Source organism: Microbispora sp. H10949 (genome assembly GCF_014161435.1).
Lineage (GTDB): Bacteria > Actinomycetota > Actinomycetes > Streptosporangiales > Streptosporangiaceae > Microbispora > Microbispora triticiradicis.
Window position 1 is genome coordinate 652,657 of record NZ_JABBWZ010000003.1, and the last position, 14,058, is coordinate 666,714.

15 protein-coding genes are annotated in these 14,058 nt (G+C 73.0%); all 15 read left to right on the plus strand.

Annotated features, from left to right (window positions below; all coding sequences use genetic code 11):
• Window positions 1-20 precede the first annotated feature (20 nt).
• The 15 genes from pgsA (at window position 21) to yajC (ending at window position 13,957) form a co-directional block, all read left to right on the plus strand.
• The gene (gene pgsA / locus HHX40_RS10315) at window positions 21-626 is read left to right on the plus strand and encodes a phosphatidylinositol phosphate synthase (protein ID WP_182880330.1); all 606 of its coding nucleotides are present in this window, start codon (window positions 21-23) and stop codon (window positions 624-626) included.
• Entirely contained in the window at window positions 623-1,603 is a 981-nt protein-coding gene (locus HHX40_RS10320; protein ID WP_182880331.1) for a phosphatidylinositol mannoside acyltransferase, read from the plus strand. Before pgsA ends, HHX40_RS10320 begins: the two co-directional genes overlap by 4 nt.
• Complete coding sequence (locus HHX40_RS10325; protein WP_182876856.1) at window positions 1,600-2,733, plus strand: glycosyltransferase family 4 protein; 1,134 nt, start codon at window positions 1,600-1,602, stop codon at window positions 2,731-2,733. Before HHX40_RS10320 ends, HHX40_RS10325 begins: the two co-directional genes overlap by 4 nt.
• A complete protein-coding gene (locus HHX40_RS10330; RefSeq protein WP_182876855.1) occupies window positions 2,730-3,278 on the plus strand; it encodes a hypothetical protein in 549 nt (182 codons plus the stop codon). The genes HHX40_RS10325 and HHX40_RS10330 overlap by 4 nt, the downstream gene beginning before the upstream one ends.
• A gap of 130 nt (window positions 3,279-3,408) precedes the next feature.
• A complete protein-coding gene (locus HHX40_RS10335) occupies window positions 3,409-4,413 on the plus strand; it encodes a DUF3048 domain-containing protein (RefSeq protein ID WP_310738021.1) in 1,005 nt (334 codons plus the stop codon).
• Between the two features lie 151 nt (window positions 4,414-4,564).
• On the plus strand, window positions 4,565-5,479 hold the full coding sequence (pdxS, locus tag HHX40_RS10340; RefSeq protein WP_117408946.1) for a pyridoxal 5'-phosphate synthase lyase subunit PdxS: 915 nt from the start codon (window positions 4,565-4,567) through the stop codon (window positions 5,477-5,479).
• A 317-nt stretch (window positions 5,480-5,796) separates the two neighbouring features.
• Window positions 5,797-7,371: an alkaline phosphatase D family protein gene (locus HHX40_RS10345; RefSeq protein WP_259403403.1), complete on the plus strand. Its 1,575-nt coding sequence runs from the start codon at window positions 5,797-5,799 to the stop codon at window positions 7,369-7,371.
• A 157-nt stretch (window positions 7,372-7,528) separates the two neighbouring features.
• Window positions 7,529-7,954: a MarR family winged helix-turn-helix transcriptional regulator gene (locus HHX40_RS10350; RefSeq protein ID WP_182876853.1), complete on the plus strand. Its 426-nt coding sequence runs from the start codon at window positions 7,529-7,531 to the stop codon at window positions 7,952-7,954.
• A 125-nt stretch (window positions 7,955-8,079) separates the two neighbouring features.
• Window positions 8,080-8,670: a pyridoxal 5'-phosphate synthase glutaminase subunit PdxT gene (pdxT, locus tag HHX40_RS10355; protein ID WP_182880333.1), complete on the plus strand. Its 591-nt coding sequence runs from the start codon at window positions 8,080-8,082 to the stop codon at window positions 8,668-8,670.
• A gap of 3 nt (window positions 8,671-8,673) precedes the next feature.
• A complete protein-coding gene (locus HHX40_RS10360; protein ID WP_117408942.1) occupies window positions 8,674-9,426 on the plus strand; it encodes a YebC/PmpR family DNA-binding transcriptional regulator in 753 nt (250 codons plus the stop codon).
• A gap of 101 nt (window positions 9,427-9,527) precedes the next feature.
• Window positions 9,528-10,742, plus strand: a complete 1,215-nt coding sequence (gene eis / locus HHX40_RS10365; protein WP_182880334.1) for a GNAT family N-acetyltransferase — start codon at window positions 9,528-9,530, stop codon at window positions 10,740-10,742.
• Window positions 10,743-10,837: 95 nt separating this feature from the next.
• Window positions 10,838-11,389: a crossover junction endodeoxyribonuclease RuvC gene (gene ruvC, locus HHX40_RS10370; RefSeq protein ID WP_138460278.1), complete on the plus strand. Its 552-nt coding sequence runs from the start codon at window positions 10,838-10,840 to the stop codon at window positions 11,387-11,389.
• 88 nt (window positions 11,390-11,477) lie between these two features.
• Complete coding sequence (gene ruvA / locus HHX40_RS10375) at window positions 11,478-12,095, plus strand: Holliday junction branch migration protein RuvA (RefSeq protein WP_117408939.1); 618 nt, start codon at window positions 11,478-11,480, stop codon at window positions 12,093-12,095.
• A gap of 154 nt (window positions 12,096-12,249) precedes the next feature.
• Window positions 12,250-13,329 (plus strand): Holliday junction branch migration DNA helicase RuvB, encoded by a 1,080-nt coding sequence (gene ruvB, locus HHX40_RS10380; protein WP_182876850.1) that lies wholly within the window; start codon window positions 12,250-12,252, stop codon window positions 13,327-13,329.
• A gap of 271 nt (window positions 13,330-13,600) precedes the next feature.
• On the plus strand, window positions 13,601-13,957 hold the full coding sequence (gene yajC / locus HHX40_RS10385; RefSeq protein ID WP_117408937.1) for a preprotein translocase subunit YajC: 357 nt from the start codon (window positions 13,601-13,603) through the stop codon (window positions 13,955-13,957).
• Window positions 13,958-14,058: the final 101 nt, after the last annotated feature.

Here is a 14,058-nt window from a genome sequence, read left to right on the forward strand (position 1 = left end):
TGGCCTACGATCGGACGGCGATGTTGAACATCCTGCGCCCCGCCGTCACCCGAGTCATGACCCCCCTGGGACGGGCCCTCGCCCGCCGCGGGATCTCGCCCGATGTGATCACCACGGTCGGCACGCTCGGAGTGGTGGCCTCGGCCCTCGTCTTCTACCCGTCCGGACATCTGTTCGCGGGATCAGCCGTCATCACGTTCTTCGTGCTCGCCGACGCCCTTGACGGGGTGCTCGCCCGGATGACGGGCAAGGGGAGCACGTGGGGCGCCTTCCTCGACTCCACGCTCGACCGCCTCGGTGACGCCTCGATCTTCTCCGGGCTGATCCTCTACTTCGTCCTCGAGGACGAGCCCGAGATCGTCCTCGCGGCCGTCGCGCTCTTCTGCCTGGTCGCGGGAGCATTGGTCTCCTACGCGAAGGCCAGGGCCGAGGGGCTCGGCATGACCGCGAACGTGGGCATCGCCGAGCGGGGGGAGCGCCTGGTGGTCGTGCTCGTCGCGGCCGGGCTCTCCGGCCTCGGCGTGCCGTACATCCTGGCGGCCGGGCTCTGGCTGCTCGCCGCGGCCAGCGCCGTCACGGTCGTCCAGCGGATGGTGCACGTCTACAGACAGGCGGTGGACAGATGAGCGACACGGGCGGCCCGCCCGGCCCGTCCCGGCGGCCCCCGCGGCCCCACGGGACGCCGCTCGCCGACCGGGCGGTCGCGGCCGCGTACGCCGCCGGCTGGGCGGTGGTGCGCCACGTGCCGGAGCGGGCGGCCGCCTGGTTCTTCCGGACGCTCGCCGACCGGCTGTGGCGCAGGCGCGGCCGGTCCGTACGCCGCCTGGAGGCCAACCTGGCCCGGGTCGTCGGCGCGGACTTAGCGGACCCCGCCGTACGGGACCTGAGCCGGGCGGGCATGCGCTCCTACTTCAGGTACTGGATGGAGTCGTTCCGCTTCACCGCCTACACCCGGGAGCGGATCCTCGGCGGCACCCGGTTCACCGGTGCCGAGGGCATCTTCGACAACCTCGCCCGGGGCAGGGGAGTGGTGGTCGCGCTGCCCCACATGGGCAACTACGACCTCGCCGGGGCCTGGCTGGTGCACATGGGCCACCCCTTCACCACGGTGGCCGAGCGGCTGAAGCCCGAGTCGCTGTTCGAGCGGTTCGTGGCCTACCGCGAGAGCCTCGGCATGGAGGTGCTGCCGCTCACCGCGAAGGGCGGCGGCAGCGCCATGGCGTTCGGCACGCTCGCCAAGCGCCTGCGCGAGGGCCGCCCCGTCTGCCTGCCCGCCGAGCGCGACCTGACCGAACGCGGGATCGAGGTCGAGTTCTTCGGCGCGCGCACACGGATGGTCGCCGGGCCCGCGCTGCTGGCCGTCCAGACCGGCGCCGCGCTGCTGCCGGCCGTGCTGTGGTTCGAGGAGGACGGCTGGGCCATCCGGGTGCACGACGAGGTCCCGGTGCCGGCCGAGGGGACCCGGCAGGAGAAGGTCGTGGTCATGACCCAGGCACTGGCGGCGGTCTTCGAGAAGGGGATCGCCGAGCACCCGGAGGACTGGCACATGCTCCAGCGCGTCTGGCTCGACGACGTCGAACCCCCCGCCGGGGCCGGGTCGTGAAGGTCGGGATCGTCTGCCCGTACACCTGGGAGGTTCCCGGGGGCGTGCAGGCGCACATCAGGGACCTCGCCGAGGCGCTGATCGAGGACGGGCACGAGGTGTCCGTCATCGCGCCCGCCGCCGACGACGCCGAACTGCCGGCGTACGTGACCTCGGCCGGCCGCGCCGTGCCCGTGCCGTACAACGGCTCGGTGGCCCGCCTCGCGTTCGGCTTCCTGTCGGCGAACCGGGTGCGCAAGTGGATCAGGGAGGGCGGGTTCGACGTGCTGCACGTTCACGAGCCCGCCGTGCCGTCGCTCGGGGTGCTCGCCTGCTGGGTCGCCAAGGGGCCGATCGTGGCGACGTTCCACGCCTCCTACGAGCGCTCGCGGGCGATGTCCGTGGCCGCGCCGATGCTGCAGAGCGCGCTGGAGAAGATCACGGGCAGGATCGCGGTCTCCGACGCGGCCCGCAAGACGCTGGTCGAGCACCTCGGCGGCGACGCGGTGCTGATCCCGAACGGCGTGACCGTGCGCCGGTACGCCGAGGGCGAGCCGCTGCCGGGCTGGGGCCCCGACGGCAACGTGATCGGGTTCCTCGGGCGGATGGACGAGCCGCGCAAGGGCCTGCCCGTGCTGCTGGAGGCGTTCGCCACGCTCGCCGCCGAGCGGCCCGCGCTGCGGCTGCTGGTCGCCGGTCCGGGGGACGCCGACGACGTGCTCGGCCGGGTGCCCAAGCCGTACCGCGACCGGGTCGGGCTGCTCGGCATGGTCAGCGAGGCCGACAAGGTGCGCGCCTACCACTCCGTCGACGTCTTCTGCGCGCCCAACCTGGGCGGGGAGAGCTTCGGCATCGTGCTCACCGAGGCCATGTCGGCCGGCGCGCCGATCCTCGCCAGCGACATCCCCGCCTTCCGGCGCGTGCTGGGCGAGGGGCAGGCCGGGGCGTTGTTCGCCACCGGCGACCCCGCCGCCCTCGCCCGGGAGGCCGCCCGGCTGCTGGACGACCCCGGGCGGCGGGCCAAGCTCTCCGACGAGGCCCGCCAGGCGGTGTGGAAGTACGACTGGTCGACGGTCGCGCGGGAGGTCGTCCGCGTGTACGAGACCGTCGCCCACGCGGAGGCGGGAGTCGTGGAGGACGCGCTGCCGTGACGTCGACCCTGATCATCGTGGTGGCCGTGGCCCTCGTGGCCGTCGTGCTGTTCGCCGTCTACGTCTCCTGGCGGGCCGGACGGCTCGACCGGCTGCACATCCGGCTGGAGACCGCGCAGGCCGCCCTCGACGCCGCGCTGCTGCGCCGTGCGGCGGTCTGCCTGGAACTGGCCGGCTCGCGCATCCTCGACCCCGCCACCTCGCTGGTGCTCGCCGCGGCCGCCCACGAGGCCCGTACGGCCGGGCCGGACGAGCGCGAGCACGCCGAGAGCGACCTGTCGCGGGCCCTGCGCGTGGTCGCCGACCAGGAGCGGTTCCGCGAGAGGCTGGCGGAGCACCCCACCGGGGAGGCGCTGCTGGAGGAACTGGACTCGGCGGTTGCCAAGGTCGTCTACTCGCGCCGGTTCTACAACAACGCCGCCGCGGTCACCCGTACGGCGCAGCGGCGCTGGCTGGCCCGCGCGCTGCACCTCGCCGGGCACACCGACCCGCCCCGGTTCTTCGACATCGACGATGAGCCTCCGGAAGCCCTGATGGCCGCATAGTCGCTATTTGACGGGCATTAGGGGTATTCCCGGTAAGCTCATGCCGTTTCATTGCCATGCTGGGCGACGGTCCGCGTGCCGGTCGCGTCATGCCCGGTGACGGGGGCTCTCCACCGGGAGGAGCGGGACGGTGCGGGCAGGGATCGGCTTCACACTGGCCATGGCGGTCGTCCTCACCGGAGCCGCGTGCTCGGGTGACGACAGGCCCGCCGCCCAGTCGGAAGGGGCCGCGAGCCCGGTGGCCTCGCCGTCGCCGACGGCTCCTCCGGAACACCCGTTCACCGGGCGCCCGGTCGGCTCCCGCAGGCCGGTCCTCGCCGTGAAGATCGAGAACACCCACGCGGGCAAGCCGCAGATCGGCCTGCGCAGCGCCGACGTCGTCTACGTCGAGCAGGTCGAGGGCGGGCTCACCCGGCTCATGGCGATCTTCTCCTCCAAGCTTCCCTCGCAGGTGGGGCCGGTCCGCAGCGCCCGGATCTCCGACCTGCACATCCTGCCGATGTTCGGCAAGCCCGCCCTCGCCTACTCCGGCGTGCAGACGAAGATGATCCCTTTCGTCCAGAAGGCCTCGCTGTTCGACGTGTCCGACAGCCGCGCCCCCGGCGCGTACGTCCGCGCGCCGGGCCGCGTCGCGCCGTACAACCTGGTCGGCAGCCCCAGGAAGCTGCTGGCCAAGGCGCCGCAGGCGAGCAAGGCGAAGGACATCGGGTTCGTCTTCTCCGACGAGCCGCCCGCCGGGGGCACGCCGCAGAAGACGGTCAACGTGCGCTACCCGGCCGCCCGCTTCGCCTTCACCTGGTCGGAGGCCCAGAAGCGCTGGCTGGTCACGCAGGACGGCGAGAAGGACATGGCCGCCGAGGGCGGCCAGCAGGGCGCGCCCACGATCGTCGTGCAGTGGGTGAAGACCGACCGCTCGGAGTTCCACGACTTCACCGGGAGCTACACCCCGCTCGTGCACACCGTTGGCAAGGGCACCGGCGTGGTGCTGCGGGACGGCCAGGCGTACCGGGTCAAGTGGTCGCGCGCCTCGGAGAAGGAGGGCACCGTCTACACCATGGCCGACGGGAAGCCGATGCCGTTCGCCCGGGGCCAGGTCTGGGTGGTGCTCGCGTCGCGCAAGCCCGTCGCCCCGTGAGCTCGCGGCCGTGCCCGCATGGCCGCGCCCGGGGTTCGACCTGACGGACAAACGGCGTGATCGGTTTCGACACGTGGGCACTGCGGTCGCGGGAGCGGCCAGCACCTACCATGGAGAGGAATCCGTAGGCCCGCCGTCGTGAGGTAGCACCGTGTCCAGCAGCGCCCCCGAAGTCAACGAGACCGCCGCCGTCGGCACCGCCCGCGTGAAGCGGGGCATGGCCGAGATGCTCAAGGGCGGGGTCATCATGGACGTCGTCACCCCCGAGCAGGCCAAGATCGCCGAGGACGCCGGCGCCGTCGCCGTCATGGCGCTGGAGCGCGTCCCCGCCGACATCCGCGCCCAGGGCGGGGTGTCCAGGATGAGCGATCCCGACATGATCGAGGGCATCGTCAACACCGTGTCCATCCCCGTGATGGCCAAGGCCAGGATCGGCCACTTCGTCGAGGCCCAGGTGCTCCAGGCGCTGGGCGTCGACTACGTCGACGAGTCCGAGGTGCTGACCCCCGCGGACTTCGCCAACCACATCGACAAGTGGCAGTTCACCGTGCCCTTCGTCTGCGGGGCCACCAACCTGGGCGAGGCGCTGCGCCGAATCACCGAGGGCGCCGCGATGATCCGCTCCAAGGGCGAGGCCGGGACCGGCGACGTGTCCAACGCCACCACCCACATGCGCAAGATCCGGGGCGAGATCAAGCGCCTCACCTCGCTGCCCGAAGACGAGCTGTTCGTCGCCGCCAAGGAGCTCCAGGCGCCGTACGAGCTGGTGGCCGAGGTCGCGAAGACCGGCAAGCTGCCGGTGGTGCTGTTCACCGCGGGCGGCATCGCCACCCCCGCCGACGCCGCGATGATGATGCAGCTCGGCGCCGAGGGCGTGTTCGTCGGGTCGGGCATCTTCAAGTCCGGCGACCCCGCCAAGCGGGCCGCCGCCATCGTCAAGGCCACCACCTTCTACGACGACCCCGACGTGATCGCCAAGGTCTCCCGTGGCCTCGGCGAGGCGATGGTCGGCATCAACGTCGACGACATCCCGGTGCCGCACCGCCTCGCCGAGCGCGGCTGGTAGGCGTCGCCGGCAGGCACGGCGTTTCCCGAAAAGGCAAAAGAGGGTCCCGGCGGCGGCGTGTCGGCCGCGGGTGACCGGCGGTGAGGCGATTCGCTCGGCTGGGACGTCCCGGCCGGGCGTTTTCGCTGTGTGCCGGCGATCGCCGAGGCCACGGGCGTCCCACCCGCTGATCGTCTCCCCGCCGATCGTCCCAGGGAGCCCAGTTGCCCGGCCTCGATCGTCGTGCCTTCCTCGTCACCGGACTCGCCGCGTGCGCCGCCGCCGCGATCCCCGGGCCCGCCTCGGCAGCTTCATCCCCTGAGCCCTCTCCGTCCCCGATGCCCGGGGCGGGTGCCGCGCGCGGCCTGTGCTCCGACCCGTTCACGCTCGGCGTGGCCTCGGGCGACCCCGACCACGCGGGTTTCGTGATCTGGACCCGGCTCGCCCCGCGACCGCTCGCCGAGGACGGACTCGGCGGCATGCCGCCGGTCGTCGTCCCCGTGGAGTGGCAGGTCTACGACGACGAGTGCTGCCGCCGGATCGTACGGGCGGGCGTGGCCGATGCGAGCCCCGAGTGGGGGCACAGCGTCCACGTCGAGGTCGGCCACCTGGCGCCCGGCAGGGAGTACTGGTACCGCTTCCGCGCGGGGCCGTACCTCTCGCCGGCCGGCCGGGCGCTGACCGCCCCGCACCCGGCGTCGTTCGGCGGGCCGCTGACGATGGCGTTCGTCTCATGCGCCCAGTACGAGCACGGCTACTTCACCGCCTACCGCCGCCTCGCCGAGGACCACCCCGACCTGGTCCTCCACCTGGGCGACTACCAGTACGAGTACGCCCGGGACACCTACGTCGCCCCCAGCGGCAACGTGCGCGACCACGAGGGGCCGGAGACGGTGACGCTGGCGGACTACCGCCGGCGGCACGCGCAGTACAAGACCGACGCCGACCTGCGAGCGGCCCATGCCGCCGCGCCGTGGCTGGTCGTCTTCGACGACCACGAGGTGGACAACAACTGGGCCGGGGAGACGCCGGCGCACCCGGACGAGGGGCCCGCCTTCCGGCGGCGCCGGGAGGCCGCGTTCCGCGCCTACTACGAGAACATGCCGCTGCGCCGCACCTCGATCCCGTGCGGTGCCGGCCTGCGGCTCTACCGGAGGGTCGAATGGGGCAGGATGGCGAGCTTCCACCTGCTCGACACCAGGCAGTACCGCGATGACCAGGCCTGCGGCGACGGCTACAAGGACTGCCCCGAGGCGGCCGACCCGGCGCGGTCGATCCTCGGCGCCGAGCAGGAGGCCTGGCTGCTCGACGGCTTCCGGCGCTCGCGGGCGCGGTGGGACGTCATCGGCCAGCAGGTGTTCTTCGCCCGGCGCGACAGCGACGCCGGGCCGGGCACGCGCACCAGCCAGGACGCCTGGGACGGGTACGCGGCCTCGCGCCGGCGCGTCACGCAGGGCTGGGTGGACGCCGGCGTGCGCAACCCCGTCGTGCTCACCGGCGACGTGCACGCGCACTGGGCGAGCGACCTGAAGCTGGACTACGACGACCCGGCCGGGCCCACGGTCGGCTCCGAGCTCGTCACGACCTCCGTCAGCACCACCGGCGACGGGGCCGACTCCGACCCGGCCGACCACCCCTTCCTGCGGATCAACCCGCACCTGAGGTTCTACAACAACCAGCGGGGCTACGTCCTGACCCGCGTCGGGCGGGAGGCGATGACCGCGGACTTCAAGGTGGTGCCCCGGGTCAGCGTCCCCGGCGCGGAGGCCTGCACCAGGGCCACCTTCGTCGTCGAGGACGGGGTGCCCGGGGTCCGGCAGGCCTACCTGCGCCCCTACTCGCCGCCGATCGCGGCCCGGACGGCGGACGTCACGGCCGAGGACACGATCCGGCAGGAGACCGAGCGCCCCTGAGCGGCGAGGCCGCACGGCGGTGTCCTTCCGGGCGTGCTCCCGGGGGTCCTCCTCGGCTCCTCGGGGAGACGTCCTCGCGCGAAGGGCCCTCCGGCGGGCGTCCTCGCGGAGCCGCCGCCCGCGTCGTTCCCCGGCGGCGGCGTTATCGTCACCTGCTATGACGACCGACGACACCGGGCGGCTCGCCGAGCATCTGTCGCGTGAGCTGCGTCACCTCGTGATGCTGCTGCGCCGTACGACGGCCGGGCAGCCGGTCACGGCCCAGCAGTACTCCGTGCTCGGCTCGCTGGAGGAGGCGCCCCGCCGGATGACCGAGCTGGCCGAGGAGCACGGAGTGCAGCTCCCGACGATGAGCGTGCAGGTCAACCGCCTGGAGGAGGCCGGCCTGGTGGCGCGGGGCACCGACGCCTCCGACGCCCGGGTGCGCACCGTCGAGCTCACCGACGAGGGCCGCGACCGCCTGCGGGCCGTACGGCGGGCGCGTATCGCGTATCTTTCCCGCAGGCTCGGCGCGCTCACCCCCGAGGAGCGCTCGGCCATCGAGAGCGCCCTGCCCGCCCTGGCCAAGCTGGGTCGTGTCTGACAGATCACGGCCCTGCTGCGCGTCGGGCGGCATCTGTCGGACACTCCCTGGGACGGACATGACCGCGTTTTGGGCGGGGGAGGCCGGGGCCATACCCTGAACGGGTCACCACAGGAGGGGAAACCGTGACGTCCGCACCGAAGATCGGCGTGCTCGCCCTGCAGGGCGACGTGCGCGAGCACGTCCGCGCACTGGAGGAGTCGGGGGCCGCCGCGGTCCCGGTGCGCCGCCCGGGGGAGCTCGCCGCGGTGGACGCGCTGGTCGTCCCGGGCGGGGAGTCGACCACGATGTGGAAGCTCGCCGTCACCTTCGAGATGCTCGAACCGATCCGGCTGCGGATCAAGGAGGGCATGCCCGCCTACGGGTCCTGCGCCGGGATGATCATGCTGGCCGACCGGATCGAGGGCGGCGTCGAGGGCCAGGAGACGCTCGGCGGCATCGACATGGTGGTCCGCCGCAACGCCTTCGGCCGCCAGGTCGACTCCTTCGAGGCCGATCTCGACTTCGCCGGGCGCGGGGAGATCAGAGCCGTGTTCATCCGCGCGCCCTGGGTCGAGTCGGTGGGGCCGGACGTCGAGGTGCTGGGCCGGACCGCGGCTGGGGATAGGATCGTCGCGGTCCGACAGGGACCGCTGCTCGCGACGTCCTTCCACCCGGAGCTGACCGGCGACGCGCGCGTGCACTCGTATTTTGTCGAAATGGTGAGGGAGTTCTAGGCGATGTCCGGCCACTCCAAATGGGCGACGACGAAGCACAAGAAGGCGGCGCTGGACTCCAAGCGCGGCAAGCTGTTCGCCAAGCTCATCAAGAACGTCGAGGTCGCGGCCAGGACCGGCGGGCCCGATCCGGACGGCAACCCCACGCTGTACGACGCCATCACCAAGGCCAGGAAGAACTCGGTCCCGATCGACAACATCGAGCGGGCCCGCAAGCGCGGCGGCGGCCTGGAGGCCGGTGGAGCCGACTGGCAGACCATCATGTACGAGGGCTACGCCCCGGGCGGTGTCGCGGTCCTCATCGAGTGCCTCACCGACAACCGCAACCGCGCGGCGTCCGAGGTGCGGGTGGCGCTGACCCGCAACGGCGGTTCGCTCGCCGACCCGGGCTCGGTGTCGTACATGTTCAACCGCAAGGGCGTCGTGCTCGTCCCCAAGGGGTCGCTGAGCGAGGACGACGTGCTCATGGCCGTCCTCGACGCGGGCGCCGAGGAGGTCAACGACCTCGGTGACAACTTCGAGGTGGTCTCCGAGGCCTCCGACCTGATCCCCGTGCGCAAGGCGCTGCAGGACGCCGGCATCGACTACGAGTCGGCCGAGATGAGCTTCATGCCGACCCTCAACGTCCCGCTGGACGAGGACGGCGCCCGCAAGGTCTTCAAGCTCATCGACGCGCTGGAGGACAGCGACGACGTGCAGAACGTCTGGGCGAACTTCGACGTCAGCGACGACGTCATGGAGAAGCTGGACGTCTGACCCGGCCCGCCTCACCGGGTACGCGTGATCGGGGCCGCCGGGCCGGGGCCGGCGGAAAACCGCTGGCCCGCCCCACCGGGATCGGCATAGTTTGGCGCGTCGTGGAAATCCGCGATCTGACCGCCGCCGACCTGGACGCCGTGCTCGACGACCGGAGGCGCGCCTTCGGCCCGCTGTCCGCCGAAGGCGAGCGGACCTGGCGCGAGCTGGTCGGCCCGATGCTGCCGGAGGGCCGTTACCTTGGCGCGTTCGACGGGCCGAGGCTCGTCGGCGCGGCCAGGATCAACCCGTACCTCCAGTGGTGGCACGGCCGGCCCTTGTCGATGGGCGGCGTGTCCAGCGTGACCGTCTCGCCCGAGGACCGTGGCAGGGGAGTGGGCCGCGCGCTCGTGGAGGCGGCCGTCGACCGCTGTGCCGCGCTCGGCCACGTGGTGTCGGCGCTCTACCCGGCGACCACCCCGCTGTACCGGAGCGTGGGCTACGAGCACGCGGGCGGCATGACGAGGATCACGTTGCACGCGGAGGCGCTGCGCACGCTCGGCCGCACCGGCGGTCAGGGCGGCACCGGAGGTCAGGGCGGCGCGGCGGGGCTGCGCCGCGCGGGCCCGGACGACGCGGCCGAACTGGTGGCCCTGATCGGCGGGGTCCACGCCGCCACCCGCGCGAGCGGCCCGCTGTGCTACGACGAGCGCACCTGGCGGCTGTGGCTCGCCGACGAGGACGACTACTGCTACCTCGCCGGCGACGGGTTCGTCGTCTACCGCTGGAGCGACGGCGACATCGAGGTCGACAACCTGGTGGCGGGATCGGAGGCGACGGCCAGGGCGCTGTGGTCGCTGGTCGGCAGCGCCTCGTCCGTCGCGAAGTCGGTGCACGCCTGCGTCGACCCGGCCGACCCCGTGCTCTGGTTGCTGCGCGAGCGGTCGGACGACGACGTCACGGTGCGCCGGTGGATGCTCCGGCTGATCGACCTGCCCGCCGCGGTCGCGGGACGCGGCTTCCCCGCCGGGGTCTCGATGGAGACCGTCGTCGAGGTGACCGACCTGCGTCGTCCCGGCAACTCGGGAGCGTGGACGCTCAGCGTGGCGGGCGGCTCCGGCTCCGTTACGCCGTCGCGTACGCCGCCGGGCGCCGGGCCGGGCACGGGGCCGGGCGAGGCGACGCGGCTGACGATCGGCGGCGCGTCCGCGCTCTTCGCCGGGGTGCCCACGGCCACGCTGCGGCGCTCGGGCAGGCTGACCGGCGGTTCCCCGGAGATCGACGACGCGCTGGACGCCGCCTTCGCCTGCGCCGCCTACATGATCGACGCGTTCTGACGCCGCGTCGCGGCCCCCGCGCCGCCGGTGATCGCGGTAGAGTGACCGACCGAACTGATGTTCGGCGGAGAGGCGAGCCGGTGCGATTGCCCCACGTGCGGGTGATGGGGGTGGACCCGGGGCTGACGCGATGCGGCCTCGGCGCCGTGGAGGGCAGGCCCGGCGCGCCGCTGAGCCTGGTGTCGGTCGGGGTCGTGCGGACTCCGGCCGACGACGACATCGGCGCCCGGCTGGTCGCCATCGAGGCCGAGATCGAGCGGTGGCTCGACGAGCTGAAGCCGGACGCGGTCGCGGTCGAGCGGGTGTTCGCCCAGCACAACGTGCGCACGGTCATGGGGACGGCGCAGGCGTCGGCCGTCGCGATCGTCTGCGCGGCCCGGCGCGGGCTGCCGGTCGCCCTGCACACGCCGAGCGAGGTCAAGGCCGCGATCACGGGCCACGGCAACGCCGACAAGAAGCAGGTCGGCACCATGGTCACCCGGCTGCTGCGGCTCGACGCCATGCCGAAGCCCGCGGACGCGGCCGACGCGCTCGCCCTGGCCATCTGCCACGTCTGGCGCGGCGGTGTGCAGCACCGCCTGGCCGACGCCCTGGCCCGCGCCCGCTCCGCCCCGCGACCTGCCCCCGTACGCCGGGAGGACGCGTGACCCCGTACGCGGCCCCCAGGGGCTCTGGTAGGACTGGGAGGCCCGGTGCGGTCGCGGCCGGGCGTCCGGTCCGGGGAGGGAGCACGCGGTGATCGCATCCGTTGCGGGGCAGGTGACGGCGGTCGGTGCCGACAGCGCCGTGGTCGAGGTGGGCGGGGTCGGAGTGCTCGTCCACTGCGCGCCGGGGACCCTGGCCGGGCTGCGCGCCGGCGAGCCCGCCCGGCTGTCCACCTCGCTCGTGGTGCGTGAGGACTCGCTCACGTTGTACGGCTTCGCCTCCGACGACGAGCGCGCCGTCTTCGAGCTGCTGCAGACGGCCAGCGGGGTCGGCCCGCGCCTCGCCCTCGCCATGCTCGCCGTGCACGCGCCCAACGCGCTGCGGATGGCCGTGGCGAGCGCCGATCTCAAGGCCCTGACGATGGTGCCCGGGATCGGGCAGAAGGGCGCGCAGCGCATCGTGCTCGAACTGAAGGACAGGCTCGGCGCGCCCGCGCAGGCCGTCGACGCGGCGCTGAACGGCGGCGCCCGCCCCGCGTGGCGCGACCAGGTGCATTCCGGCCTGGTCGGGCTCGGCTACTCGGCCAGGGACGCCGACGAGGCGGTCGCGGCCGTGGCCCCGGAGGCCGACGCGGAGGTCGCGGCCGGTCGCGCCCCGCAGGTGGCCGCGTTGCTCAAGTCGGCCCTGCGCGCCCTGAGCGTCCGGTGAGCGTCGGCGGTCACGGGGGAGGCGGGCCCGATGCGGCAACGGGTCCGGCAACGGGTCTGCCCGCCGGACTCGGGAGGCGGGCTCGGAGGGCGCCGGCCGGGCCGGGTGGTTCGCGAGGGCCGGGCGGTTCGATGAAAGATTCACCGGGAAGCGGATGGTTCCCGGCAGGCCGAGCGGATGGTGCCGAGTGAGTGTGGAGCGGGATCTCGTGTCGCCCGAGCCCGAGGGCGACGAGCGGGCGATCGAGGCCGCGCTGCGTCCGAGGCGCCTCGACGAGTTCATCGGGCAGGGCCGCGTGCGCGAGCAGCTCTCGCTGGTCCTGGAGAGCGCGCTGCGCCGCAACCGGCCACCCGACCACGTGCTGATGAGCGGCGGCCCGGGGCTGGGCAAGACCACGCTCGCCATGATCATCGCAGCGGAGCTGGGCGCTCCGCTGCGGATGACCTCCGGCCCCGCGCTGGAGCGCGCGGGCGACCTCGCCGCGATCCTGTCCACCCTGACGGAGGGCGAGGTCCTGTTCATCGACGAGATCCACCGGATGGCCCGGCCCGCCGAGGAGATGCTCTACCTCGCGATGGAGGACTTCCGGGTCGACATCGTCGTCGGCAAGGGCCCCGGCGCCACCTCGATCCCCCTCGACATCGCCCCGTTCACGCTGGTGGGGGCCACCACCCGGGCGGGCCTGCTGCCCGCGCCGCTGCGCGACAGGTTCGGCTTCACCGCCCACATGGACTTCTACGAGGTGGGGGAGCTGGAGCGGGTGCTGCGGCGCTCCGCCCGCCTGCTGTCGGTGGAGCTGCCCGACGACAGCGCCCTGGAGATCGCCCGCCGCTCGCGCGGCACGCCCCGGATCGCCAACCGCCTGCTCAGGCGGGTGCGCGACTTCGCCGAGGTCCGCGCGGAGGGCGTGGTGACCAGGGAGATCGCGGCGGCGGCGCTGAACCTCTACGAGGTGGACGCGGAGGGGCTCGACCGGCTCGACCGGGCGGTGCTCGACGCGCTGCTGCGCAAGTTCGGCGGCGGCCCGGTGGGCCTGTCGACGCTCGCGGTCGCGGTGGGGGAGGAGCCGGAGACCGTCGAGGTCGTGGCCGAGCCCTTCCTCGTGCGGCAGGGCCTGCTGGCCCGCACCCCGCGCGGCCGGGTCGCCACCGCCTCCGCGTGGGCGCACCTCGGTCTGACACCGCCTCCTGACAGCTTCGGGTCGCCCGCGGCGCCCACGCTCTTCGAGGGCTGATCTCCCTCGCCGTGGAGCGCCCTCCAGACCCCCAGCTGGAAGCGGAAACCGGGGCAAAGAGGTAACAGACCGATTGCGAAGCCCATGAAACGGGAACTTTCCTGCTCGCCGAGCCGTGGGTTCGTTGCCGGGCTTCGGCGGGCTCGCATACACTGCGTGGCTTGACTGGCCGCTCACGCCGGCGCGAGCAGCGCCGCGGTGGCCCGCGTGTCGCAGCGCACCAGACCTCCGGCGTCAGGCCGGTTCATCACGTTACGGAAGGGTGGCCCCCGTGGGTAACAACCCGCTTGGGACGTTCCTGCCACTGATCTTGCTGGTAGTGGTTTTCTACTTCCTGTTGATCCGCCCGCAGCGCAAGCGGCAGCAGGAGCAGGTCCAGATGCAGAACTCCCTCACCCCGGGCGTCCGGGTCATGACCACGACAGGCCTGTTCGCGACGGTCGTCGCCCTTGAGGACGACGACGTCGTGCTGGAGCTCGCGCCGGGCGTCGAGACCCGCTGGGTCAAGGCGGCGATCGGCCGGGTGCTCACTCCGGTGGACGACGTGACCGACGTGGAGACCGAGGAGACCGTGACCGGCGGTCCCGACACGGGGAACGGCGACGATACGAGCACCAAGCAGTCCTGAGTAGGCTGATCGCAACCTTTCGACGAAAGAACTGACCTCCAGTGGCCCCACCGACCAGTAGCCAGAGCAAGCCGGGACGCACACTCCTGCTGCTCCTTGCG

Excerpts from the sequence above, each read along its gene's own strand:
- pgsA (WP_182880330.1), top strand. The coding sequence starts at position 21 with ATGTTGAACATCCTGCGCCCCGCCGTCACCCGAGTCATGACCCCCCTG.
- HHX40_RS10320 (WP_182880331.1), top strand. The coding sequence starts at position 623 with ATGAGCGACACGGGCGGCCCGCCCGGCCCGTCCCGGCGGCCCCCGCGG.
- HHX40_RS10360 (WP_117408942.1), top strand. The coding sequence starts at position 8,674 with ATGTCCGGCCACTCCAAATGGGCGACGACGAAGCACAAGAAGGCGGCG.
- HHX40_RS10345 (WP_259403403.1), top strand. The coding sequence starts at position 5,797 with ATGCCCGGGGCGGGTGCCGCGCGCGGCCTGTGCTCCGACCCGTTCACG.
- ruvB (WP_182876850.1), top strand. The coding sequence starts at position 12,250 with ATGGTTCCCGGCAGGCCGAGCGGATGGTGCCGAGTGAGTGTGGAGCGG.
- HHX40_RS10350 (WP_182876853.1), top strand. The coding sequence starts at position 7,529 with ATGACGACCGACGACACCGGGCGGCTCGCCGAGCATCTGTCGCGTGAG.